This window comes from Niallia sp. FSL W8-1348, assembly GCF_038006745.1.
Taxonomy (GTDB): Bacteria; Bacillota; Bacilli; order Bacillales; family Cytobacillaceae; genus Niallia; species Niallia alba.
On the sequence record NZ_JBBOVV010000001.1, the window covers coordinates 34,839 to 56,286 of the forward strand.

Here is a 21,448-nt window from a genome sequence, read left to right on the forward strand (position 1 = left end):
AGTCTATTTTACCTTAAAATTCCTTCTTTTTGTAGTCCAGCTTATTCTAAAACTGTTTTTGACGCTATATTTCTAGTTCTGGCTGACGTTCTTCAATAGAGTAAGTTCGTTCACATCTGCCAAATCCTTAATTCTATCTGCATGCTACTTTTTCAATCTTAATAACTTCTTTTCTTGGAATTATTTCATATAGAATGCTTCTTCCATTAATCTATTCCGATTGATATATAGCAAAGACCCAATATTATAAATATAACGAGGATTAATTCAGAGATTGAGCGTTAAACCTTTAGAATAATTTGCAAACTAAAAAACGTCTAATCTCCTAAATATCTAGGTTATAGACGTTTCCAACTAGAATTTATTTAATTTTCACATTCATTTATTATAAAAATGCTAACACGAGCTACTGTTTAAACATTTAATAATCCATATATAACATCTTTTATTATGAGTTTAGTCATAGTGCTGTGTCATCTAATATTATTTTGAGCTAAATACCCTACTGTGGTATGAATCTTATTTCTCATTTTTCACCATTGAGCTAGCCAGTGTGTCAGGAAAGAATTTCCCGCCAAAGCGCAAGACTTTTGAAAGACCTGGAACTACTCGTTTTTTGTTCTTTTCCATACCTTTGATACCATGTTTAACTAATGTATCTAAAGTCATATTTGGAAATTTGTCTCCTTCTTTTACGCTCGGTTCTAGATTTGTTTCCGCAACAAGCGGCGGTACCAACTCCATCACATGAATATTTTTATCTGACTTATTTAATTGAATACGAAGGGCATCTGTATACATGTGAATCCCAGCTTTCGTTGCAGAATACACTGGATGAACAGGTGAAGTTACATAAGATAGGCCAGAACTAACAGTAACGATCATCGCTTCCTTTTGCTCACAAAGTTGTGGTAGTAAAGCTTGGGTCATCCATATTGTTCCATTAAGATTTGTTGTAATTTCGGCTGTGACCTGCTCTAACTCCATTTTTTCATCTAGTAATGGAAAAGCACGCATAATACCGGCTGAATGGAATAAAACATTAGCTTCTGGATAGTTTTCCTTAATGAATATTGCCATTTTTCGAACTGAATCAACACTAGAAACGTCCCCCTGTAAACCGATTAGTCCTTTGTGATCTTTCAATACCTTATCAATTGCTTTTTGATTACGACCAATTACAATGACTTTATTCCCACGTTTTAACAACTCTTTAGCGAAAGCAAGACCTATTCCTGAAGTGCCGCCGGTGATAATAATGGTATTATTTGAAATGTTCATAACATTCTCCTCTATTTGTTACATATTTATTTTTTTGTAACTACAAATCCAACTTTATCTTAACTAGTTACAAAAGTCAACTTTTGTAACTAGACATTCAATTTTACCTCAACCAATAATGTTGTATAATTAATACATGAAAAATTTAAGTAAAGAACTCATATTAGCAACTGCTCACCGTATGGTAGTGAAACAAGGAATGGAAAAAGTCAATCTTTCAAAGGTTGGCCAAGAACTAGGAACAAGTCATGCAGCAATATACAAGTATTTCACAGGAAAGGAAGAATTATGGACAGCACTCGCCCTTTCATGGCTTGATAATGAACTAACAAAACTATTTCCTTTTGACACTAAAAATTATTCTTCAACAAAGGAAATCATTCATGATTGGTTTTGGATTTTAAGTGAATCAAAATATCAATCGTATCATCGCGAACCAGAAATGTTTAAATTATATACAACATATATTGATGGAAATCTATCAGTTTTAACTCGTCACATGACAGCTTTACTTAGTAGCTTAAAAGAAGCAAGTAGAATTGAGGATGAGAGTATACTAAAAGCTCTGTTCATGGCATTTGCTTACTTTTCATCTCCTTCCTTTGCAGAAAATTGGTCACAAATTGACTTTAAAAGAGAATTTGAAGCTGTCTGGAAATTAGTCGAAGCTGGAATTCATGTATGATAAACTGGAACTTTATGTGTGGTTGAATAACTAGATTGAACAGGCTAGCATGTTTTCGGTTGAGAACTTGCTAGCCTGACTATACGCAGCGAATTTAGGAGATATTCTTTTGTTTTTATTGCTACATTTGGGAAATTAAAAGTCGATCACTGGTTTACTAAAAGTAACTAGCATTGAAAACTTATTAAGTTTAGATTTGTTCAAAAGTAATTGTAGTTGATTTCCAAGTAATAACGGATTTTATTTTAACCGAATACTTTCCCCGGGCAAGGTTTAGGCAGTATTTTTCGAGAACCTAGATTAAGCAAGAATCATAAATTTGTAAACTACGAACATGATTACAGTGAGAAGTACTTGAACAGCAACGAAATTTGCATATTTTTTATTGCTCTTCTTTTCGCTGTTTTTTTCAAAGTATTGAATAACTAAATATTCGTTTGTAAAAGAAGTAACATTGACGATTAATAGGAACGCGAATGTTTTTGAAAATGCATTTTCAAAAGAAGTAAACGACGTGGAAAAAAGTAAAAGCGTCAAAATAAATGAGTGAAAGAAAATCTGAATTTTTTTGCTGACATGTAGATGCTTTCAGTATTAATCATAAACAAACACCTCCAGTATTAATCACAGAGAATCGCTGATAAAGTATATGCAGCAGTAACTATAAAGGGAATTGCTATACTTGTTTTATTAAACTATTCTGCCCTGCTTTTCTTATTTCTCGTTTGACTAACCTTTTCACCAAATGTTTCTTACAAATCACACGACAATATCTCAATGAAGTGTACTTTTCTTCCTCTACATTCCCGTATCCATCTTGTTCATTCTTCAAAATAAATCCTTTTGCTTCGTAGAAAGGGATTCCCTTTTGATTTCCTTTTGCAACAGACACCCATTGTTCATTCGCACCGAACTCTTCCTTCTGCTGTTTTGTAAGCACATCTAATAACATTGTACCGATACCTTCATTACGTCTATTAGGATTAAGATATAAGACAAAAACCTCTCCAGCAGTATCATTAATCATCCCGCCTCCAATTGCTCCAATTACTTCCTTATTTTCAGTGGCAACAAAATAGCCTCCCCATTCTCTGCTAGTTTCCATTACTTCATTATGTATTCTTTCAATGTTATAAAACGCTGAAATAATTCTAGTAATATATTCTTTAGAACGCAGCTCGAAGTATGTTGCCCAATAGCCATTACTACAAACCTTTGCAATTCCTTCTACATGTTTAGGTTCTGCCTTTTTAATTTCTATCATAATCTTCTCTTCACCCACTCATCATTTTATGTATAAAAGTTCACAAAATTTATTTACTCTGTTATTATTTTTTCTAAACAATAATGGGATTTACCATTGTAATTCAACTTTTTGTACAATTATGAATCGTACGAAATTCATAAAGTACATGCCCTTAAGGAAAATGGAAGATTGCAATGCCCCCTTCTCGCTTTCAGCTATCCTAATCAACAAGACCATTACCTATATAATCAAATGTATTTATGTCTGCATAAGCAATCATATTGTTTGGACTGGATTTACTTTTCGTAGGAAAATCAAGCAAATATACTACTTTTCCTTCATATGTTTTATCATCAACTTGAGACATCATATTCTCAGTCAGAGTAATTTTAGAAATCTTTCCATCTTCCCAAGTACCATTGATCCATTCTTGTTGTTCTGATGACAATTGGTTCCAAATTTTTTCTCGAATATCACCTTTTTTCACAACCTTTTCAACTTGTTCTTTGCTACTCTTAACAACTTTACCGTTATTATTTCTTGATTGTACACTCTCGTTAGAACAAGCAAAAAGTCCTAACACAAATGCTGAGGAAAGAATAAATAAAACAATTCTTTTCACTCTAACACCTCCTTATATAATATGACGGTTAACCTATCAATTAGTTTCAATTCAAATTCAAAGCCAAAGCTTCATCAAAATTAATAGGTCGGACCAACTGGATGCTCTCTAACAAAATATCAACTATACCGTCTAACTGATACCATAATTCTGTTCTCTTTTCAATTTATTTTTTTGCTTGTACTAGTAGTTTCTCCATTTTCTTTTACTTTATCGTCAACTTGCGCCACTTGATACCGGTGATTATCAAAGTTTCCTGTTTACTTAAATACATATCCACCATAAAATCAATCGCAACAAAAGATATTGCAAGTGTAAAGGAAAAACGTTTTACTTTAAGCCTCTCCTTTATTTTATTTTCTTATAGACGATTCAAACGAGCTAAATCTTTTAACCTATAATTCAATTGTCTTTAATTATCTACTCCAAGACACTTAAACTTTATCATGCCCAAAATATCATATACAACATTTTCCAATATATATGATATACTATACCTGTATTTTTGAAAGAAAGGAATGATGGAATGAGTATCCGAAATAAACTTTTATCTATAAATGCAATTTTACTATTTGTTCTATTACTAGTTGGTTGTTCACATGATTCGTCGAAATACTCTTCTGAGAACAGCCCCCCTCTTCCTAAATCTAGTACAGAGATAGTAGAACTTGAAAATGATGAATCTTCAACACTGAAGCCTTCCACCAGTTCAGATGAAAAAAATCTGAATGGTACTGAAACAAATAAAGAACCTGAATCGGAGAAAGTTATTACAGAATTAGACAACACCAATGGAAATAGTACATCCGAAAAGAAAAAAGAGATTTCATTGTCTAAATATTCTGCTCAAGAAATCGAATACGCGAGAATTTGGTTGCAGCTTGGGCCAACTCAGGATATAGATGCATTATCTGTTCAAACATTTCATGAAGGGGAACCGCTCAATCCAAATGACGAAACAAGTGCTAATTATCCAGAAGATGTTATTCATTTATCAGGCTCACGTTTAGCAGAAGGTTCCATTACATATAGTGGCAATGGGGATGGCACGATTAATGTATATAAAGTGCCACATAGATGGGATGGAAAATACCCAGCTGGTGAACAATTCTATATTGATTTTTTTATTAATGATACGAAGCTAGTTAAGGTGGGTACAGGGGATAATGAAAAAATAGTAGAATTAATAGATAAAATGTTTATTCAATAATCCCATATTTAGATATCCGGCATGATGCTGAGTTTGTGAGATTAGCAGATTAAATGAACTAACTTTCAACATTTTCATACTGGTGTATACCATAAAGGAGTATTTATGAAGAAATGGACTAGAAAGCTATTACATACCTCTCGGGGGAAATTTGAAATTTTCATAAAAGGGCAAGGTGAACCTCTTTGTGTTACCCATCATTATTCAGAATTTAATGAGACAGGAGATTATTTTGCAGACTCCTTTGTCCGTACGCATAAAGTATTTCTTGTTAATCTACGGGAGGCAGGTAGCTCAGATGAAGCTACTCAACCGTATGAACTAGGATTATTAGAGTCTATCTTCGACTTAGAAGCAATACGTGAAGCAGTAGGATATAAAAAATGGAGCTTTGCAGGTCATTCCACTGGGGGCATGTTAGGAGTTCTTTATGGGATATATTGCTCTAACAGTTTGAGCAAACTCATATTAGTAGGGGCTGCTGCAAGAGAATATATGACATTTTCTCCTGATTGTATATACAATGAAGAACATCCATCCTATAAAAAAATGCAAGATTTGATAGAAAGCCTCAAACGTTCTGATTTAACAGCGGAGGAAAAAATGGCATTAACAAAAGAACGGACAAAGTTATCCTTATATGTTTCTGAAAAGTATGATGATTATTTTTTCCTGCCTATCCAGAAGAAAATATCCTCTATTAGACTGAACTATTTTAGCCGGGAAGTGCAACTATTTGATGTTACTAGGAAACTCAAACTGATTACAACTCCAACATTAATCATTTGTGGAAAATTTGATGTACAGTGCCCTCTTCCCTATTCGGTCGAAATGAATGAGTGCATCCCTCATTCCAAATTATTGGTGTTTAATCAAAGCAATCATTATCCCTTTCTAGAAGAAGCTATACGATTTAAAGATGAAATAGAAGCTTTTATGGGAGACAGTGTATGAAATTAAAAAGTGTAGATATTGATATGATTGCTCGCTCGTTACTTACTTCCCTTATTTCCGCTATTTTCGTTAGTATGCTTCAACTTATTGGTTCACCCTATTTTAGTTTTTTTGGAATACTAATCTTCACTTGCATTTTCTTTTGCTTTTATCTAGTTATCGCGTCACCTCTGCAGATTTTCTTAAATCAACGGCCTAAGAAATTTAGTATTCTCTACCTTGCTATCTATAATGTTTTTTCGGGGGTGATAACAGGCATTGTGGCAATGATTTTCGGTATAAAAAATCCTTTTCACTCCTCAGAATTTTATTTCCTATTTATTATGTGCGCATTCCTTTTTTGGATCGTTGATTCAATTTTACTTCAAAAAATGATGAATAAACATTGAATACATTTTTGGAATTAGGAGGATCACGATGAAGAATTCATTACAATTAATAACAGACACAGCTTATTCATTAAACTTTTTTTATTTTATTTTCCAAAATATCTTTCTCAACCAGAATAATAATAAGGATGATTGTAAAATGATTCTATAGTAGAAGATCTACCTCCATTGTCTTATTTTGCAGTGTTATCTATAAAAGAGTGTATGATCCATCATGAAGAGGTAGTTGCTGGATTAAGGATGAGTGTTTATTAATTAACTTATAGAATTTATTTTCCATTAGTTTGTTATAAAACCTTTACCTTAATAACAAAGTGTCTATCTCTTTCCAGTCTTTTACTCTCGTTATTCGTTCATGATTACATATTCGGTTATATGGCTTATCAAGTAGCCATACATCCATTCCACTATTCGTAACAGCTAATGCATGGGAAGGATTGTCTTCAATAAATAGAGTGACATTATGAATTAAAGCACATTCAGGTTTACCATTTTTATATTCTGAAGCACATATTATATCATCTATGGCAGCTTATGTTTAACAATCCAGAGTTCCGCTGAATTCATCCAAGCTTTCGGTCTTCCCGTCATTATTGATAGTTTTGAAGTTTTGCTTAGTTCACTAAGAACATCGATTATAAATGGATACGGTTTAGCTAAATGCAGTACCTTTTGGTTTTTTGTAAAAAAATCTAAAAATGTTTCAAAGGAATACCCATACAAATCCGAAACTCCATACTCAACCATTTCTTCGTAATTTAAGTCTTTATTATGTATTTTATTTAAAAGCTGTACAATCGATTTTCTCATATCAACAAGTGTATCATCAAAATCTAATCCGATGTGGTTCATATAACTCCTCGCGTTTCCTTTATTTCTCTTATATCATTATTTAAAGCACCAAGTAAGTATTGCTGTATTTTTATGTCTAAATCCCAAAAATCCGCGGCACTTTAACTCCCCAGTCAAACAAGATCCCCATTACTGTAAAAACCAAAAACATAACAATGCAAAGGTTTACAAACGCTTTACCAACTCGGTTATCATTTTTAGCTTCTCTATTTTGTTGTACTCTTTCTCTATAAAGTTCTTGAACTATTTTTTGTTTTTCTAATTTTTCTTCTTTGTGTTGATTCATCCCTTTACCCAACTCCTTCCTTCAAAAAATTCTTTTTGTTTTGATTAGCGTCTATACGAAGCTTCTCGTCATCAAATAGAATTATGCAACTTGTAAAATAACCCACATATTACGAGGAGAAAGTTCCAACTCATCAATTTATAAATATCTCAAATGGTCTAACTTTAAAAAGATTTATATAAATTTTTTTAAATATTCGCCAAATATTTTGTTCATAACTTTGGGCGTGTTTTCTAAATAAACATTAATTTGTTCCATGTTTGATTCGAATTTATCAGCGTTTCTTTCATCTGTTGGAAAATCTGATATTCCTTTAATAATAATACATTCAACATCATTTTTCTCACAGATATAAGCAATTGCCCCCGCTTCTGTATCCGCTATTGTTATTTCATTTTCTTTAAGTTCTAAATAGTCCTTCCACATAACTACTGCTTTATCAGCAGTACCAATTGTTCCGGTATAAAAATCATTTCCATATTTCGATAGATCAATATCGACTATGAAGGATTGTTTAATAAAAGGCTCGATTTCTTTTACTGTGCAATCATATTGAACGGCTTTATCGGGTACAAAAATATCCAAATTATTGAACTTATCATCTATTCCTGCACATGTTCCAGCAACGATTACTTTAGTTAAATTAAATTTAGAAATCATATACTGATTACCACCTACACCATTTACTTTTCTTACACCGGTACTATAAAAAACAAGTTTGGTATCATTAATTGTTCTTATGAAATATTCACCATAAGGATAAGCGAAACGTTCACTATCTTTTATGCTGAAATATTCCAATGTCGCTTTATATTCCCAATTCGTTGCTATACTTATTCCTATCATCGACTTATCACCCTGCAAATATAATTTGTCACTATTGAATGTCTATACACGGTCTGATTTCATTATTACCACTATCCTTCTATACTCTGTTCAACAACAATTCGTTATTATTATGTAAATATCCTTTTTTACTAACCTGGTCTTTTTCTTTAATGCTATAAGTGCATCCCTTTTATTTTAAGGAAAGCACCAATTGCTTTAATAAGCGTATTCCATTACAAATTGTCGATCTCATTTAATAAGTAATCAACCCACTCATTTTGAGGAGAAACTATCTGTGGTAAGTTGTCTAATGGAGACAAAAATAATTTAAAGTGGTGATTATCTGTCTCTATTTCCCATTCATCAACCTGACTGCTTGATTGGAGATGATAAAATTGTCTTGTTACTTTTGATGCTAAATTCGATTCTTCCGTCCAACCAGTTATCTGATATGTTATGTAATTGGGTTCTGGAAATTTTTTTCATCGTCTCCTCCAAAGAATAGTTATGCTAATTCTTCACCTAAAACTTCTTCTATATTTTATAAAATTAGATCCATATCCCTGTTTTACTAACATACCCCGTTTGCGACATAAGAAGTCTCTCATTTATTACAGGCATGCAACACAATAGTTACAAAGAATTTTATCATTAGATTCTTTTAAATAAATGTTAAAACAATACTCGAGAAGAAATGCAGAGGCAAACACTTTATAGGGCTTGGTTTCCAAGATTTATTCTAAGAATGGTTTATTTAAATTCTGAATTTCATTATCATCTAGTCTCTCGGACATTTCTTCTAAGAACTCTCGTACAGGTAACAACTCCTCTGAATAATCCTTATACATCTCTTTAGAAACAAGCTTTAAAACTTTATAGTACTCTTCAGCTAGTCGATACAAAGAATTCTCTTTTATATCCCTTTCTGGTAGTAACCGATGAAATATATATAACCTTTCAATAGTCATCTCATAGTTATCTAGCAGAGCAGTTATTGGGTCTGGAATTGAAAGTGTTTTTATTTCAGTCATTTATATTCCCCTTCACATATATCTAGATACTATCTTTTGCAATTCTATTAAGTTCAGATGGTTTCTCTTAAACAGTCCAGTGCCATAATTTTCCATTTTCATCAATCTAACATGAGGAATATAACCTAGAAGCAGCTCCTTTATTTTGATTGGTGTTAATATATCATGACTTCCTTGAAAACAAGTCACTGCAAACATGCCATTAGGCTTCAAAGATTTTTTCACTAGATTTGTTAAATCAAGAGAATCAGTAGAACCATCCACCGCTTCCTATCTTAACAATGGCCTAAATGCTTTCAAATAGACCTTTAAAAAAGATATTTGAATAGGTGATACAGTTATTGATTGTTTTACTATTCCTTTTAATTCAAAAAAGCTTGTTACCAGCTAACAACCTTTTCCCGGTTCTTATCTCACGGAGAGAATTACAATCAATAACAAATAATACAGGAGATTCAAATGAAAAAATTGATAAAGATTGGATTAGTCCTTAGTTTCACTTTCTATGTATTTATATTAACTATTCTATTGTTCTTTGGTGGCAGAAGTAATGGTTGGATGGCAAATTTAACTTTCCTAGAATATATGAAGTATTCTTCGAATTTTGTGCCTTTTAAAACAATAAGTACTTACATAAACGCGATTTTCAGTGGAAATATGAATCTGGACATCCCTTTAAAAAACCTATTCGGTAATTTGCTTATGTTTTTGCCAATGGGGATCTATCTGCCTTATTTTATAAAAAGATTAAAGAGAATTAGCAGTTTTTCCGTTACATTCATGATCATATTGCTCGTAATCAAAATAACCCAATCTATTTCAAGAAGAGGAAGTTTTGATATTGATGATTTCATTCTTAATACGATTGGAGCGTTGATAGGTTTCGGAGTTTGGAAAAAATTTTTCAGAAGGTAATGGAATAGAAATTGAAGAATTTTTACTAGTAGCTTAAATAGATTGTATATGTAACTAACATCTGTTTTCATAGCTGAAATAGATAGTTTTTTCGCATGATTTCGGCTTTTTAAATAGATTAATTGATTCTTGTATAATGGTTTATTTCGATTTAAAATAGACGATTTCTGGATCACCTTCATCTAAATTTTCAATTATTCCACTTTTTATAAAGCCATTTGCGTTAAATACTTCCTGCATACTCTGATTGGATTGATTTGTAGAAGAGAATATCTTGCTCGTTGAGGAAATATTAACAAAATGATTTAATAGAGAGCTTGCACACCCCTTTCGTCGGTAAGGAGGTTCAATAATAATTAACGAAATAAAACTATAATCATAAAAATGAGTATTAAAAATGAGAAATCCCACAATTCTACTCTCCGTTTTAGCAACAATACAACGTTCTTCCATAATAGCATTTTTTATGTATTCTAATCTGCTGGCGTTTCCGATTACTTTTGTATCTATTTCAACTATTTCTTCTAAATCTTTTAAGTAAGGTTTACATATGAATTTCATTTATTGATACTCCTCTGTTTTTATGCTTACATTTTCAAAAAAGTAAGATAAATCATAATTTATTTATTAATTGGATAAACGGGAATCTGGTTTTCTTCCTTTCAAACCTTAGGGAAATTTAATGAAAATCATCTTCCCTTATTCATGATAAAAATAAGCATTAGTAATTCGTTTATCCATGCTGTACTCTCTACCTTTGTTGGTTATCAAACATTACTTCCGTTTGATCTTCTGAATGATTATAATGTGCTGAAAGTGATAATTCCCCATCAAACCCTGGTTTTCTCCATCTAGAATAAAATCCAGACCAATCATTTTCCGAATCATTGTCATCAAGTGCAGTACCTTTGTATTCCACGGTCCATCCCTGTTTAGGAAGCTCTTCTAAATAGTATTCATAAACTTTGGACCAATGGTCACCATCTATTTTGTAATAATATTCAGTAGGTTCAAGTCCTTCATATAACGGAATATCCTTCTGCTGTTTAGGGATAATTGTCATTCCCTTATATGTGTCATCCGTCACTTTTTGATAAATAAATATACTTATTAAAAACAAAATAGACATTATTCCATATAATAAAAGTCTTTTTTGAGCCATTTGAATTCTCCTATTCGCTTTCAATTGAAAAATGGATACTAATGAGATTCATGTTTATTTTCTTCGTCTTTATTTGCTAATCTATTTACTTCGAAACACCCTTCCAAAAAACATCCCACAATGCTTCTAATTTATCATCGACTCTTCTTTCCGAATTAAAATAAACGATTTCTACCATGATTGCCATGATTATACCTGTAAAAGCTAAGTTAAATGTGTTTGCATCTTTTACGACTATTTGTTTTTGTTCGATCCACTTGCTACTTTTTTGACCAATTAAGTGTTCTTGAAAATGCTCTGCTTCTATAACCTCTTTTTGGATGACATCATATAAATGCATGGGTGGAAAAAATCCCATTCTTAGCCAGAACTTCAGTATTTCATTTTCTTGGAACATCTTTTTTGTGTAAAGTAAATAATCATAAAGAAAAGTCTCTGGATTGCTACTTTTCTCTTTTTTGAAAAAATGCTCTTTGCGCTTTATTTCTTCTGCTTTTGCTTCCCTTAATACTTCGAGAAACAAGTCATCTTTTCCTTTAAAATGGGAATAAATTGATGCTTTCTTTATTCCAGCTTCCTCTGCAATTTCTGACAGGGAAGCTCCTTCATATCCTTTTTGTAGAAAATACTTGATTGCCGCTTTTTTAATTTCTTCTTTTTTCATATCGCTCTCTCCTTTACGCGATTAGTTTTAAACCAACTGCTGCAACAAGAATCATCGAAATAAATAAGATTCTTTTACCGTCCTTGGGCTCTCCATATACAAACATCCCTAATAACGCAGAGCCAACTGTTCCAATTCCTGTCCAAACACCATATGCTGTTCCCATAGAGATAGTTTTCATCGCATATGATAACAATGCGAAGCTACACATAAAACCAATAATTAAATACAGTAGCGCATCCCATTTTTTCATCGTAAAACGTTTAATATTTAGAACACCTATTATTTCACAACCCCCGGCTGCAATTAAAGCTAACCATGCCATGTACTCAAGCCTCCTCTTGATTCGTTCCTTCATCCGTTACCATTTTTAAGCCAATCACACCAATTAATAAAACTAAAATTAATAGTATCTTCACTAAATTAATTGGTTCATTAAATAAAATTATTTCTGCAATCACTGTTCCAGCTGTCCCTAACCCTGTAAATACCGCATAAACCGTTCCAATTGGTAAATACTTTGTCGTATATATTAATAGATAAAAACTGATGACAATTGCGAGAATCGTTCCACTCCATTCTAAAAAAGTGGATGCATGTTTTAGACCAGAAACCCATGCAACCTCCACAATCCCTGCACTAAAAACCATGAGCCAATACTTATTCAAATTAATAACCTCCCCCTCAATTAACTACCGACCGTTCGGTAGTTATTGTGTCACAAAATGGGTCCTTCGTCAAGAAACTATTCAAACGGACTTAAATATTTGTATAAAATGTTTAATTAACTATGTATGTTAAAATTTCAGATGATTAATTTACCATAATTTCCTATTCGGCTAAATGATTAATGAGACTTATATGCAGTTTTATCAAGCTTAATCGGTGCATTGCTTGTAATTTTACTAATGTGGATGTCTCATGTAGCAATTTTTATGATGATGCCACAGAACCTGATTATATACAGAAAGCGGGATTTAAATACTAAACAGCTTAATTGGATGGCACAAAAAGGGGATAAAACAGAGGAAGAAAGACTAAAATATAATGGAGGCACTTTTGAATATGCCGCATTATATAAATCTTTATATAAATCAACAAAAATATGACAGATTAAAAGAAATATGGGAAGTCGATGTGACTTCCCATATTTCTTTTAGTTTATTTTCTTATTGTCTTTACTGTTTACAATAATGCTATACTCTTCATTGGCTAGTATTTCCACTATTTCATCAGACTTCAAAAACTCCACAATTTCTCCTTCAATTTCAGCTCCTAGTTGTTTTGCAGTAGGGTTGGTACTTAATTCAGAGGTACTAATAATAAATGTCAATGGTACCCTTTTATAGCTTACACCTGTTACCTTGTATTCTTTTTTAGATAATAAACCTTCAACAATTGCTGATTCGATTGGTGCTATATTATCAGCAACTCTTACTTCCACCGTTGTATTGGTTGGAAGAATCCGATAACCTTTAAATTTATTTTCATTTGTCACCTCTAGCCCAGCCTTCTCCACCTCTTTCTCTATAGAGTGGAAATATTTTTTGTCCCCGACAATATTGATAAAAATAGCATTCTCAGTGGGATCGACTTGAACCATATCATATTTGTAATCCAACTGCTTCATTTTTTCTTCCACTTTTTGCTCGAGTAGTTTTTTTTCTGCCTTTTCCTCTTCATTAAGGACATAATCTGTTCTCTCTTTAAATTCATCCACCTCAACAGAATAAGCATCATACCCCTTTTCGTTCAGTATACTTATAGCAATTTTTTTCACTTCATCTCTTACTTCTTTATAATAATCCGAACCTTTAATACTAATAGTAATCTTTTTTTGAGAGTCATAGGTTGTTCCCATACTTTCTATTTCATAACCTTTGTCTTCTAGTTCCTCATAAATTACTGTCATAATGGATTTCGATTGAAAAACGGAACCCAAATATGGGATAGATGAAATCATTTTTGCCATTGTAGGCGAAACAAGCCCAGAGCTGGTGAACAGTATAATCATTAAAATAGCTGCCATAATCCAAGTTACGATTATTTTCTTTCGCTTCGACTTTTGCTTTTTAATACTTGCAGAGCTATTTATTACAGGGATTTGATTATCTTCTTTTGCTTTTTGCACCCCTAATATGACTCGATTATGTAACTCATCCGGTATCTCGATTTTATCTAATTCTTGTCTGATTTTATTATCCATACATATCCACCCTCCTTACTTTTTTCCGAAGTTTCTCAAGCGCACGATATAACACAGATTTGACTGTACTTAGTGGCATATTTAACAAGTCTGATATCTCATTAAACGTATAACTCTGATAATACTTTAGCAATACTACCGTCTTTTCCTCTTCGTTTAATATAACCAATAGATCTTGTAAAGATATTGAAAGTGGAATATCCTCTTTAATAGGACTTGAAGATTCTAATGTACTTTCCACTTGAAAATAAACTAATTTCTTATTTTTTCTTAACAAATCAATGGAACAGTTTATCGCAATTTTTAATAACCATGACTTAAACAACGATAAATCCTTTAAACTGCTAAGCTTTAGAAAAGAACGATAAGCGGTTTCTTGTACAATATCTAATGCATCCTCTTTATTTTTGACATAAACATAAGCCATCCGGTATATGTCATGCTCGTATTGCTGAAAAAGCCTTATAAAAGTTACTTCTTTTTCATTTTCTTCTGTATTCTCGGTACTTATGTCCCTCACCTACTTTCTTACTTATAATAATAAGACGGTTCTATTTAACTTTTGGCCGAAATTTTTTTTCACCTTAAGATTAATTCCTACTTTTTTATTTGAATGTACTAATAAATATCAAGAAAAAAGTGATCAAAGAATGACCACTTTTTAACTCCTATATTTCTCATGAAGCTTCACACTATAAAACCTCATCACTTTTGGTACTCCTTCTATTTCAAATACCCCATTTAATACCAATTAGATTAATCTGTATTCAAAATACTCATCACCGATTCTCTGATTGAGATGCCCAATAATCTCCCCAATTAAAATATCATTCTTTTTATTTTTTAATAAAGAAAGAACAAAACGTTGCGCTGTTTGTTCATCAGAATTCTCGCATGCCCAAATCATTATACGAGTTTGATCACTCATGTCTTTCAATTCCAGAATAGTATTGTTGAAACTATGCTGATCCTTATACAAGTACTCTTCATCCATATTAATATGGTTTATAAACCATTTATGCCTAAGAGAAAGTCCCTTTTTCTCTTCTATATTACATAGTGGACCGATTGAAAAATTATCGGAAAAACATTCATAAAGAAAACGGGAAATTCATTCCTTTGCATCTTTTTTATATAATTCGAATGTACTTTCTATGAAACTTTGTTCGTCCTCTTCACTCATGATGCCGGTTGCTTTCCCTACTGTTCCATCTTGATATTGCCAAAAATAATTATGATCCTCATCCACAGAATTAAAATCTCCCGCTTTCCATTTATCTAATATGCTTATAAGGATATCTTTATTGGAAAAACTGCTGTTTTTTACAACTTCATAAAGCTTTTCCACTCTATCTTCCGTCATTTGTACCGCTCCCCATTTATCAGTAGCGTATACCTTTTGGTGAGTCATTTTATGCATAGTAGTGATAACCTTATCCTTATTCCAATAGGAATAATCTATACTATCTCCAACCATTTCGTCGAGAACCTCTCCCTCTTTCGTTTCGGCAACAAAGGCGTCATTACTTCCTTTTACCATATAATGCATATAAAAACCAATTGAACCACTAACAACTACTAATAAAACAACTAGCCCTATTGAATATTTCATCCATTTGCTGCGTTTCTTTTTAGTATTTTTTGGTTCTCCCATTTATATAACACTCCTATCGATTTTGTGTTTAGAGAGATATTTTAATTTTCCCTGTTGACTATAACTTCTTCCATTTTGATAACAAATGATAACTCTTCTAAAATAGCTATCTCCTTATTTTTTTATAAAAAAAATAAACCTGTTATATTTTTCTATACTAATAATAACATAATATTCCAACTGTTGAATTTTCACATCAAAAAAGTGATCATCCATTGATCACTTTGAATGAACTATATAGATGTACGCTACTTTTCACTACATTTAATCTTGCTCAATCATTACCTTCCTTTAGCAAAACTTTGTTTCCAATTGAAATTAATGTTTTTAAAAATAAAAGAAAGAAAATATTCCCGCGATAATGGTATACCCTAAAGAAACGTAAAATGAAATGGTAGGTTGGAAACTACGTTTTTGCCTAGTTATTTTTGTTCGTACTTCTTTTGCAGCCCAATGTTCATCATTATTGCCACTTTGAAGCCTTGCATCAGCCAAATCAGACGTAAACCCACCAGAAGAGTTAAAAAAGGCGATGATAATTGCAGCAGCCAATCCTGATAACAAAGACCAATCAATAAAACTATTATGAAAAATGCTAGCCAAGCCCCAGTTAACAAAAATAATTACACCGAAAGTAATGATAGCCCAAACAACTTTTTTCATTTTATCACCCTCCATTATTAGGTTATTCTTGTTTCTTAGGAACTTGTTTAGTTTTTGAATTTGTCACATTCCTGGCATAAATAGAAAAAAACCTGATAATATCAAGAATACAATTTTCTTCATTTCCCCTCCAATTGGTTTTTGAATTGATTCTTATTCTACTTACGTTTATTAATCCAATTAGTTTCATTATGATTCCTTGCTGTTTCAATGAGTATAAGAAGGACGTTCTCCATGAAAATTACAATCCATCTAATATATTACAAAATAGCAAACTTAAAATTAACAAATTCTGTTATAATAAATTCAAAATTGAAAAATGTTAGAGGTGAAATAAACATGTATTGGAATCCGTTATTTGAAAATGATGTACCAGTAGCACACTTCTGCTCTTAATGAGAGAAGAGTGACTACACTTCTCCGTTGAGGGCTTTTGTACCTATTAATAAACGGAGGAGAATAAAATGAAAAACACAATATTAGGATCAATCTATTTAACATTAGCAGCCAGCATTTGGGGTGGGATGTACGTTGTTGTTAAAGTGGTAGTAGCAGTCATTCCCCCACTTGAGCTTGTATGGATACGCTATTTAGTCGCTATCTTGGCATTGCTTATCATTGGTTTTGCCACCCGCCAAAAATGGCGAATGGCAAAACGTTATTTTTTTATTATCATAGCCATCGGGATTATTGGAAATACTATTTCAATTGTTGCTCAAGAAACGGGTACTATGCTGTCCACAGCACAAATGGGCGCAATTATAACTTCTTCCACTCCTGCTTTTATGGTTATTTTTGCACGCTTATTGCTCAAAGAACGATTGACGATAAAAAAGCTGCTTTCCGTATGTCTCGCTACAACTGGAGTTTTTTTTATTGTTGGAATTGGGGAAATTGATTTAACGAGTAAATTAGGCGGAATAGCACTTCTAATTGCAGCTTTAACATGGGCTTTAATGTCAGTACTTGTAAAGCTTTTACCAAGTGACTATTCACAAATTGTTGTAACGACTTATTCCATTTCTGTAGCTCTAGTTGTGTTAACACCTTTTGTGTTGCCAAGGTTACAAGTAATAGATACGTCTGGATGGACACACCCAACCATTTGGGGCGGTCTCTTATATTTGGGGATTGTTTCAACTGCCGGTGGATTTCTCCTTTGGAACCGTGGGTTACAAATGCTGAACGCCTCGAGTGGTGGAATCTTTTTCTTCTTTCAACCAGTTGTCGGAACATTACTTGGATGGCTTATTCTAGGAGAAAGTATCGGTGTAACCTTTTGGATTGGCTCGATTCTTATTGTTATTGGTGTTTTATTTATTGTGATGGAGAAAAAATAAACAAACGGGACCCCTTCTATTAGCATGGAAGGGGTTCCGCTTGCTCCTTAGCTATGGATGAATCTGCATTTTTCAATCTTACTTTATACTATTAGAAATGAACATCGAAGCATCTTGATTCATAAAAATACGTTCTCCATAGTAGAATGTATTTATTTTAGTTGATGTAAATCCAGCATCAACTAATTTTTTTTTCAGTTCTTCATGAGAAAAACCATTATGCACTTTCGGATGATTTATTTTATCATTTTTGTCAAAATCAATAATGATAAGCTGGCCGTCCTTATTTAAAATATTAAACAATTGTTGTAAAATCTTGTTAGTATCCGGTATATGGAGAAGGACTAGAGACATTAAAATGATGTCTGCCTTAAGTTCAGGAGTTTCTTGCGTAAAATCGGAATAAAGTACTTGTGAGTTTATAATTTCCTTGTGAATGATTTTAGCTTTCACAACCTCCAGCATTTGTTCGGATGAGTCTACCAACAAAATAGAATCTACTAAATCCGCTAATTCTAAACTAACTAGACCAGTACCACTGCCATAATCTATTAAAGATTTTGATTTACAATCATGTAGTTCTGCTCTTACTTCCTTCACAATGACTTTCGCTAATTCCATTCTATCCTCTGTATCGTATCTTTTGGCCATCTGTTCAAAAACATTATTCTCCATGCGCTTCTCCTCTAAGAAATATAGTGGGTTAATTATTGCAAGTTCATTCGGTGGTTATATAACTATACCCAAATGCATGAGTTTAAGACAAACTATTCTTTAGCTCGGTAAGTGGACATTTTCAATCCCCATCATTTCTAAACAACTCTTAAGAACCTGTTTATCAATTCTATTTACGAAGCAGTATTTTTCTTTATAGATAATTTGAATATATTTAATGATTTCTTCTTTAGATACATCATTCTTATTAATGAAAAGATTTAATGGTACATTGCTATCACCGTTATTTAAAGGTGGCTGTATGTATTGAATTTCATCTATTTTTTTATAGCCATTTCTTTCGAAGAAACGATTTCTTTTGATGCAGTCTTCTTTTTCTGCTTCGTTATGCACGATTTCTTGTTTCTCTGTTTCCAAAATCGTTGCACGCAGTGAAACATTCCCTGCTGAAATGGCATCTTCATTTAATAATTCTTCTATTTTCACTAATGTTTTTGTCCCTAACCCCTTGCTTCGTATTAGAGGATTAGTAGCGATATAAACAATAAACCCTATATTCGCCTCCGCAAAATAGTGCCCGGTTGCAAAAGAAACAAGCTGTTCTCCTTCATAACCGACCAAGAACCGAAATCCATTCGGTAACCTAGTTTTTGCATAATCTAAACTTTGATAGAAAATGTCCTGTGGCTCTCTTACTTCAATAGGAAATGCTTCGTCATAAATTTCAAAGACCTTCTCTATGTTAGTTAAGTTGTCATAGGTTATCTCTTCCCATCTAATTGTCATTACGTTACCACCTTTTTGTGAAATATATTAATCATATCATAAAGTGAAACTTCCATCAGTGGGTTTTTCCATCCTCCCCTACTGATGGTTAGTTGAACCAATCGGGCCTTTACGGACAGTAAGAATCTTACAGGAAACTTTTAACACGACTTTCCCACTTGTGAAATAGGAAAATAGCTGCCAATAATGCCAGCTATTTTTACAGTTCCATTCATTATAATTCTATCCAATAGCGCTGAACAATTTCCTTACCGTCAGAGGTTATTAGTTCATTCTCTAAAATTCCTCCTACTTTTTGAATCGTTTTAGCTGAGGCAATATTTGTTTTATCACAAGTTACCAATACTTTCTTTAATCCTATTTTTTTTGCTTCCTGTAAACTAAGACGAAGCTGCTCTGTTGCATATCCCTTCTGACGTTCTTCGGGGTGTATACTATAACCAATATGCCCGCTCTCCATTAACAATTCTGGTGTTAAACGATGGCGTATATTAATCAGTCCAACTAACTTCCCATCTATCACCGTCAAAAATTGAGTAGCAGGAACCCGATTTGAAGGCAATTTATCTCCATTTTCCTGATTAATCACTTTGGCTAGCCATTCATTAAAGTCAGCATAATTTTGTAAAGAGGTACCACCATATGGTTGTTCCCCAACATGTAAAAATGCTGCCCGGTATTCCATTAATTGCTCACTATATTTTGCTGATGGTCTTATTAATTCCATTGTCATCATCCTTCACTGTATCTATATTTTTTAGTTCGATAGCTGATGACCTTTATCCTTCTAAACTTAAGCAGCTTGTTATTGATGATTTTATACTAAATACGATTGGTGCTTTAATCGGCACTTAATTTTGTTACTATTAAGGATAGTTAAATAATTCTATAAAACAAATGGAAATAAACGCCATTTTACCTCAAAAAGTATCGCTCTTATAGTCCTCCATACCTTCTTTTTCGATTTCGGTATACTTCCAATGCTTGAAGAAATTCCTTCTCGGAGAAATCTGGCCACAGTATATCAGTAAACCAGAACTCTGTGTATGCCAGCTGCCAAAGCAGGAAATTACTCAGGCGTATTTCCCCTCCTGTACGAATAAGAAGGTCAGGTTCCTTCATACCGGCAGTATAAAGATATCCTGAAAACTTCTGTTCATCCAATTCTTCCAGTGAAAATTTTCCATTATTTATATCCAAAAACATCTCTTTCATCGCATTTAAAATCTCATGCCGACTTCCATAGTTTAGGGCAAAGTTTAGCAAAAGACCGTCATTATTCTGAGTACGTTCCATTGCATATTCTATAGCTTTACGCGTATGAGCTGGAAGTCTTTCCATATCACCAACTGCCTCTATACGGACATTATTCGCTATAAGATCTGGTAGATAAATAGATAGAAACTCTTTGGGAAGTTTCAATATAAACTCTATCTCAGGCTTTGGACGTTTCCAGTTTTCTGTAGAAAACGTATAAAGTGTCAGAACTTTCACTTTGCATTTGACTGCTGTCTTAACAATTCTTACGACCGTAGATACTCCTTCTTTATGGCCAGCAACTCTGGGCATGCCTCGCGTCTTCGCCCAGCGTCCGTTTCCGTCCATAATGATAGCAATATGTTCCGGTACAATATCATTCAGATAAGGGACAGGTACTTCTGATTGTTTTTTAGACAAAAAAGGTATTTTCATTAATTTCTCCTCCTCTCGAAATGTTTTTCAATATGTTACATTACTCTCGTATATACATGAAATGAACCTCTTGAAATACCGTTTATTCACTCTATTCATTGCTACGATATTCTAAGATATCTCCAGGTTGACAGTCTAAAGCTTTGCAAATTCCCTCTAATGTAGATAATCGAATTGCCTTTGCTTTTCCATTTTTCAAAATAGAAAGATTCGCCATCGTGATTCCAACTCTCTCTGAAAGTTCGGTCACGCTCATCTTCCTTTTCGCTAACATCACATCAATATTAATAATAATTCCCATTCCATT

General features: G+C 32.9%; 30 protein-coding genes. 7 read left to right on the plus strand and 23 right to left on the minus strand.

Translation table 11 applies throughout. The features are described 5' to 3' along the window. Positions 1 to 519: 519 nt before the first annotated feature. Complete coding sequence (locus tag NST60_RS00190) at positions 520 to 1,281, minus strand: SDR family oxidoreductase (protein WP_254415055.1); 762 nt, start codon at positions 1,279 to 1,281, stop codon at positions 520 to 522. A 136-nt stretch (positions 1,282 to 1,417) separates the two neighbouring features. Between NST60_RS00190 and NST60_RS00195 the strand changes: the two genes are divergently transcribed. Next, the gene (locus NST60_RS00195; RefSeq protein ID WP_016205144.1) at positions 1,418 to 1,966 is read left to right on the plus strand and encodes a TetR/AcrR family transcriptional regulator; all 549 of its coding nucleotides are present in this window, start codon (positions 1,418 to 1,420) and stop codon (positions 1,964 to 1,966) included. A 676-nt stretch (positions 1,967 to 2,642) separates the two neighbouring features. On the opposite strand, the gene NST60_RS00200 is transcribed toward NST60_RS00195, so the two are convergent. Next, the gene (locus tag NST60_RS00200; protein ID WP_341097917.1) at positions 2,643 to 3,230 is read right to left on the minus strand and encodes a GNAT family N-acetyltransferase; all 588 of its coding nucleotides are present in this window, start codon (positions 3,228 to 3,230) and stop codon (positions 2,643 to 2,645) included. Positions 3,231 to 3,432: 202 nt separating this feature from the next. Then, entirely contained in the window at positions 3,433 to 3,834 is a 402-nt protein-coding gene (locus NST60_RS00205) for a hypothetical protein (RefSeq protein ID WP_169188503.1), read from the minus strand. 526 nt (positions 3,835 to 4,360) lie between these two features. On the opposite strand from NST60_RS00205, the gene NST60_RS00210 reads away from it, so the two are divergent. From NST60_RS00210 to NST60_RS00220, 4 genes are all read left to right on the plus strand, one after another. Then, positions 4,361 to 5,044 (plus strand): hypothetical protein, encoded by a 684-nt coding sequence (locus tag NST60_RS00210; RefSeq protein ID WP_016205148.1) that lies wholly within the window; start codon positions 4,361 to 4,363, stop codon positions 5,042 to 5,044. A 105-nt stretch (positions 5,045 to 5,149) separates the two neighbouring features. Further along, positions 5,150 to 5,998, plus strand: coding sequence for an alpha/beta fold hydrolase (locus NST60_RS00215; RefSeq protein WP_341097919.1), 849 nt, complete (start codon positions 5,150 to 5,152; stop codon positions 5,996 to 5,998). Between the two features lie 23 nt (positions 5,999 to 6,021). Next, positions 6,022 to 6,387 carry a UPF0715 family protein gene (locus NST60_RS26700; protein WP_224428583.1) on the plus strand — a complete coding sequence of 122 codons (366 nt, stop codon included), beginning with the start codon at positions 6,022 to 6,024 and terminating at the stop codon, positions 6,385 to 6,387. A gap of 28 nt (positions 6,388 to 6,415) precedes the next feature. Beyond that, positions 6,416 to 6,538 (plus strand): hypothetical protein, encoded by a 123-nt coding sequence (locus tag NST60_RS00220; RefSeq protein ID WP_263479875.1) that lies wholly within the window; start codon positions 6,416 to 6,418, stop codon positions 6,536 to 6,538. Between the two features lie 371 nt (positions 6,539 to 6,909). Here NST60_RS00220 and NST60_RS00225 read toward each other — a convergent pair whose 3' ends face one another. From NST60_RS00225 to NST60_RS00245, 5 genes are all read right to left on the minus strand, one after another. Continuing rightward, positions 6,910 to 7,239: an HAD family hydrolase gene (locus NST60_RS00225; protein ID WP_254415053.1), complete on the minus strand. Its 330-nt coding sequence runs from the start codon at positions 7,237 to 7,239 to the stop codon at positions 6,910 to 6,912. A gap of 76 nt (positions 7,240 to 7,315) precedes the next feature. After that, positions 7,316 to 7,525 carry a hypothetical protein gene (locus NST60_RS00230; protein ID WP_169188499.1) on the minus strand — a complete coding sequence of 70 codons (210 nt, stop codon included), beginning with the start codon at positions 7,523 to 7,525 and terminating at the stop codon, positions 7,316 to 7,318. A 174-nt stretch (positions 7,526 to 7,699) separates the two neighbouring features. Next, positions 7,700 to 8,371: a 5'-methylthioadenosine/S-adenosylhomocysteine nucleosidase family protein gene (locus NST60_RS00235; RefSeq protein WP_169188498.1), complete on the minus strand. Its 672-nt coding sequence runs from the start codon at positions 8,369 to 8,371 to the stop codon at positions 7,700 to 7,702. A 716-nt stretch (positions 8,372 to 9,087) separates the two neighbouring features. Continuing rightward, positions 9,088 to 9,384, minus strand: a complete 297-nt coding sequence (locus tag NST60_RS00240; RefSeq protein ID WP_016205153.1) for a hypothetical protein — start codon at positions 9,382 to 9,384, stop codon at positions 9,088 to 9,090. A gap of 12 nt (positions 9,385 to 9,396) precedes the next feature. Then, positions 9,397 to 9,648: a hypothetical protein gene (locus tag NST60_RS00245; protein ID WP_016205154.1), complete on the minus strand. Its 252-nt coding sequence runs from the start codon at positions 9,646 to 9,648 to the stop codon at positions 9,397 to 9,399. A 195-nt stretch (positions 9,649 to 9,843) separates the two neighbouring features. Between NST60_RS00245 and NST60_RS00250 the strand changes: the two genes are divergently transcribed. Then, the gene (locus NST60_RS00250; RefSeq protein WP_341097921.1) at positions 9,844 to 10,299 is read left to right on the plus strand and encodes a VanZ family protein; all 456 of its coding nucleotides are present in this window, start codon (positions 9,844 to 9,846) and stop codon (positions 10,297 to 10,299) included. A gap of 141 nt (positions 10,300 to 10,440) precedes the next feature. On the opposite strand, the gene NST60_RS00255 is transcribed toward NST60_RS00250, so the two are convergent. The 10 genes from NST60_RS00255 to NST60_RS00300 all read right to left on the minus strand — a co-directional run bounded on the left by NST60_RS00255 (position 10,441) and on the right by NST60_RS00300 (position 16,648). Next, complete coding sequence (locus tag NST60_RS00255; RefSeq protein ID WP_341097923.1) at positions 10,441 to 10,860, minus strand: GNAT family N-acetyltransferase; 420 nt, start codon at positions 10,858 to 10,860, stop codon at positions 10,441 to 10,443. 190 nt (positions 10,861 to 11,050) lie between these two features. Next, complete coding sequence (locus NST60_RS00260; RefSeq protein WP_341097924.1) at positions 11,051 to 11,461, minus strand: hypothetical protein; 411 nt, start codon at positions 11,459 to 11,461, stop codon at positions 11,051 to 11,053. 85 nt (positions 11,462 to 11,546) lie between these two features. Next, on the minus strand, positions 11,547 to 12,125 hold the full coding sequence (locus NST60_RS00265; protein WP_341097925.1) for a TetR/AcrR family transcriptional regulator: 579 nt from the start codon (positions 12,123 to 12,125) through the stop codon (positions 11,547 to 11,549). Between the two features lie 13 nt (positions 12,126 to 12,138). Continuing rightward, entirely contained in the window at positions 12,139 to 12,450 is a 312-nt protein-coding gene (locus NST60_RS00270; RefSeq protein WP_016205159.1) for a DMT family transporter, read from the minus strand. Between the two features lie 4 nt (positions 12,451 to 12,454). Continuing rightward, positions 12,455 to 12,793: a DMT family transporter gene (locus NST60_RS00275; RefSeq protein WP_101731307.1), complete on the minus strand. Its 339-nt coding sequence runs from the start codon at positions 12,791 to 12,793 to the stop codon at positions 12,455 to 12,457. A 488-nt stretch (positions 12,794 to 13,281) separates the two neighbouring features. Continuing rightward, on the minus strand, positions 13,282 to 14,331 hold the full coding sequence (locus tag NST60_RS00280) for a DUF4179 domain-containing protein (RefSeq protein WP_341097927.1): 1,050 nt from the start codon (positions 14,329 to 14,331) through the stop codon (positions 13,282 to 13,284). Beyond that, the gene (locus tag NST60_RS00285) at positions 14,324 to 14,851 is read right to left on the minus strand and encodes a sigma-70 family RNA polymerase sigma factor (RefSeq protein WP_169188493.1); all 528 of its coding nucleotides are present in this window, start codon (positions 14,849 to 14,851) and stop codon (positions 14,324 to 14,326) included. The genes NST60_RS00280 and NST60_RS00285 overlap by 8 nt, the downstream gene beginning before the upstream one ends. A 231-nt stretch (positions 14,852 to 15,082) precedes the next feature. Then, complete coding sequence (locus NST60_RS00290; protein ID WP_084668794.1) at positions 15,083 to 15,442, minus strand: DUF1835 domain-containing protein; 360 nt, start codon at positions 15,440 to 15,442, stop codon at positions 15,083 to 15,085. Beyond that, the gene (locus tag NST60_RS00295; protein ID WP_016205165.1) at positions 15,443 to 15,985 is read right to left on the minus strand and encodes a DUF6241 domain-containing protein; all 543 of its coding nucleotides are present in this window, start codon (positions 15,983 to 15,985) and stop codon (positions 15,443 to 15,445) included. 327 nt (positions 15,986 to 16,312) lie between these two features. Then, complete coding sequence (locus NST60_RS00300) at positions 16,313 to 16,648, minus strand: hypothetical protein (protein ID WP_169188492.1); 336 nt, start codon at positions 16,646 to 16,648, stop codon at positions 16,313 to 16,315. Between the two features lie 464 nt (positions 16,649 to 17,112). Between NST60_RS00300 and NST60_RS00305 the strand changes: the two genes are divergently transcribed. Then, positions 17,113 to 17,988 (plus strand): DMT family transporter, encoded by an 876-nt coding sequence (locus NST60_RS00305; RefSeq protein ID WP_016205168.1) that lies wholly within the window; start codon positions 17,113 to 17,115, stop codon positions 17,986 to 17,988. A 78-nt stretch (positions 17,989 to 18,066) separates the two neighbouring features. On the opposite strand, the gene NST60_RS00310 is transcribed toward NST60_RS00305, so the two are convergent. From NST60_RS00310 to NST60_RS00330, 5 genes are all read right to left on the minus strand, one after another. Then, complete coding sequence (locus NST60_RS00310) at positions 18,067 to 18,663, minus strand: class I SAM-dependent DNA methyltransferase (protein WP_016205169.1); 597 nt, start codon at positions 18,661 to 18,663, stop codon at positions 18,067 to 18,069. Positions 18,664 to 18,762: 99 nt separating this feature from the next. Next, complete coding sequence (locus tag NST60_RS00315; protein ID WP_101731315.1) at positions 18,763 to 19,449, minus strand: GNAT family N-acetyltransferase; 687 nt, start codon at positions 19,447 to 19,449, stop codon at positions 18,763 to 18,765. Positions 19,450 to 19,663: 214 nt separating this feature from the next. After that, positions 19,664 to 20,182, minus strand: coding sequence for a GNAT family N-acetyltransferase (locus NST60_RS00320; protein WP_169189663.1), 519 nt, complete (start codon positions 20,180 to 20,182; stop codon positions 19,664 to 19,666). A 203-nt stretch (positions 20,183 to 20,385) separates the two neighbouring features. Further along, positions 20,386 to 21,141, minus strand: a complete 756-nt coding sequence (locus tag NST60_RS00325; RefSeq protein ID WP_341097931.1) for an isoprenyl transferase — start codon at positions 21,139 to 21,141, stop codon at positions 20,386 to 20,388. A 91-nt stretch (positions 21,142 to 21,232) separates the two neighbouring features. Beyond that, positions 21,233 to 21,442 (minus strand): helix-turn-helix domain-containing protein, encoded by a 210-nt coding sequence (locus NST60_RS00330; protein WP_341097932.1) that lies wholly within the window; start codon positions 21,440 to 21,442, stop codon positions 21,233 to 21,235. Between the last annotated feature and the right edge of the window lie 6 nt (positions 21,443 to 21,448).

Bases quoted from the DNA above. Each gene is read 5' to 3' on its own strand.
- NST60_RS00190 (WP_254415055.1), bottom strand. From the start codon at position 1,281: ATGAACATTTCAAATAATACCATTATTATCACCGGCGGCACTTCAGGA.
- NST60_RS00195 (WP_016205144.1), top strand. From the start codon at position 1,418: ATGAAAAATTTAAGTAAAGAACTCATATTAGCAACTGCTCACCGTATG.
- NST60_RS00200 (WP_341097917.1), bottom strand. From the start codon at position 3,230: ATGATAGAAATTAAAAAGGCAGAACCTAAACATGTAGAAGGAATTGCA.
- NST60_RS00210 (WP_016205148.1), top strand. From the start codon at position 4,361: ATGAGTATCCGAAATAAACTTTTATCTATAAATGCAATTTTACTATTT.
- NST60_RS00215 (WP_341097919.1), top strand. From the start codon at position 5,150: ATGAAGAAATGGACTAGAAAGCTATTACATACCTCTCGGGGGAAATTT.
- NST60_RS26700 (WP_224428583.1), top strand. From the start codon at position 6,022: ATGATTGCTCGCTCGTTACTTACTTCCCTTATTTCCGCTATTTTCGTT.
- NST60_RS00220 (WP_263479875.1), top strand. From the start codon at position 6,416: ATGAAGAATTCATTACAATTAATAACAGACACAGCTTATTCATTAAAC.
- NST60_RS00225 (WP_254415053.1), bottom strand. From the start codon at position 7,239: ATGAACCACATCGGATTAGATTTTGATGATACACTTGTTGATATGAGA.
- NST60_RS00230 (WP_169188499.1), bottom strand. From the start codon at position 7,525: ATGAATCAACACAAAGAAGAAAAATTAGAAAAACAAAAAATAGTTCAA.
- NST60_RS00235 (WP_169188498.1), bottom strand. From the start codon at position 8,371: ATGATAGGAATAAGTATAGCAACGAATTGGGAATATAAAGCGACATTG.
- NST60_RS00240 (WP_016205153.1), bottom strand. From the start codon at position 9,384: ATGACTGAAATAAAAACACTTTCAATTCCAGACCCAATAACTGCTCTG.
- NST60_RS00250 (WP_341097921.1), top strand. From the start codon at position 9,844: ATGAAAAAATTGATAAAGATTGGATTAGTCCTTAGTTTCACTTTCTAT.
- NST60_RS00255 (WP_341097923.1), bottom strand. From the start codon at position 10,860: ATGAAATTCATATGTAAACCTTACTTAAAAGATTTAGAAGAAATAGTT.
- NST60_RS00260 (WP_341097924.1), bottom strand. From the start codon at position 11,461: ATGGCTCAAAAAAGACTTTTATTATATGGAATAATGTCTATTTTGTTT.
- NST60_RS00265 (WP_341097925.1), bottom strand. From the start codon at position 12,125: ATGAAAAAAGAAGAAATTAAAAAAGCGGCAATCAAGTATTTTCTACAA.
- NST60_RS00270 (WP_016205159.1), bottom strand. From the start codon at position 12,450: ATGGCATGGTTAGCTTTAATTGCAGCCGGGGGTTGTGAAATAATAGGT.
- NST60_RS00280 (WP_341097927.1), bottom strand. From the start codon at position 14,331: ATGGATAATAAAATCAGACAAGAATTAGATAAAATCGAGATACCGGAT.
- NST60_RS00295 (WP_016205165.1), bottom strand. From the start codon at position 15,985: ATGGGAGAACCAAAAAATACTAAAAAGAAACGCAGCAAATGGATGAAA.
- NST60_RS00300 (WP_169188492.1), bottom strand. From the start codon at position 16,648: ATGAAAAAAGTTGTTTGGGCTATCATTACTTTCGGTGTAATTATTTTT.
- NST60_RS00305 (WP_016205168.1), top strand. From the start codon at position 17,113: ATGAAAAACACAATATTAGGATCAATCTATTTAACATTAGCAGCCAGC.
- NST60_RS00310 (WP_016205169.1), bottom strand. From the start codon at position 18,663: ATGGAGAATAATGTTTTTGAACAGATGGCCAAAAGATACGATACAGAG.
- NST60_RS00315 (WP_101731315.1), bottom strand. From the start codon at position 19,449: ATGACAATTAGATGGGAAGAGATAACCTATGACAACTTAACTAACATA.
- NST60_RS00320 (WP_169189663.1), bottom strand. From the start codon at position 20,182: ATGACAATGGAATTAATAAGACCATCAGCAAAATATAGTGAGCAATTA.
- NST60_RS00325 (WP_341097931.1), bottom strand. From the start codon at position 21,141: ATGAAAATACCTTTTTTGTCTAAAAAACAATCAGAAGTACCTGTCCCT.
- NST60_RS00330 (WP_341097932.1), bottom strand. From the start codon at position 21,442: ATGGGAATTATTATTAATATTGATGTGATGTTAGCGAAAAGGAAGATG.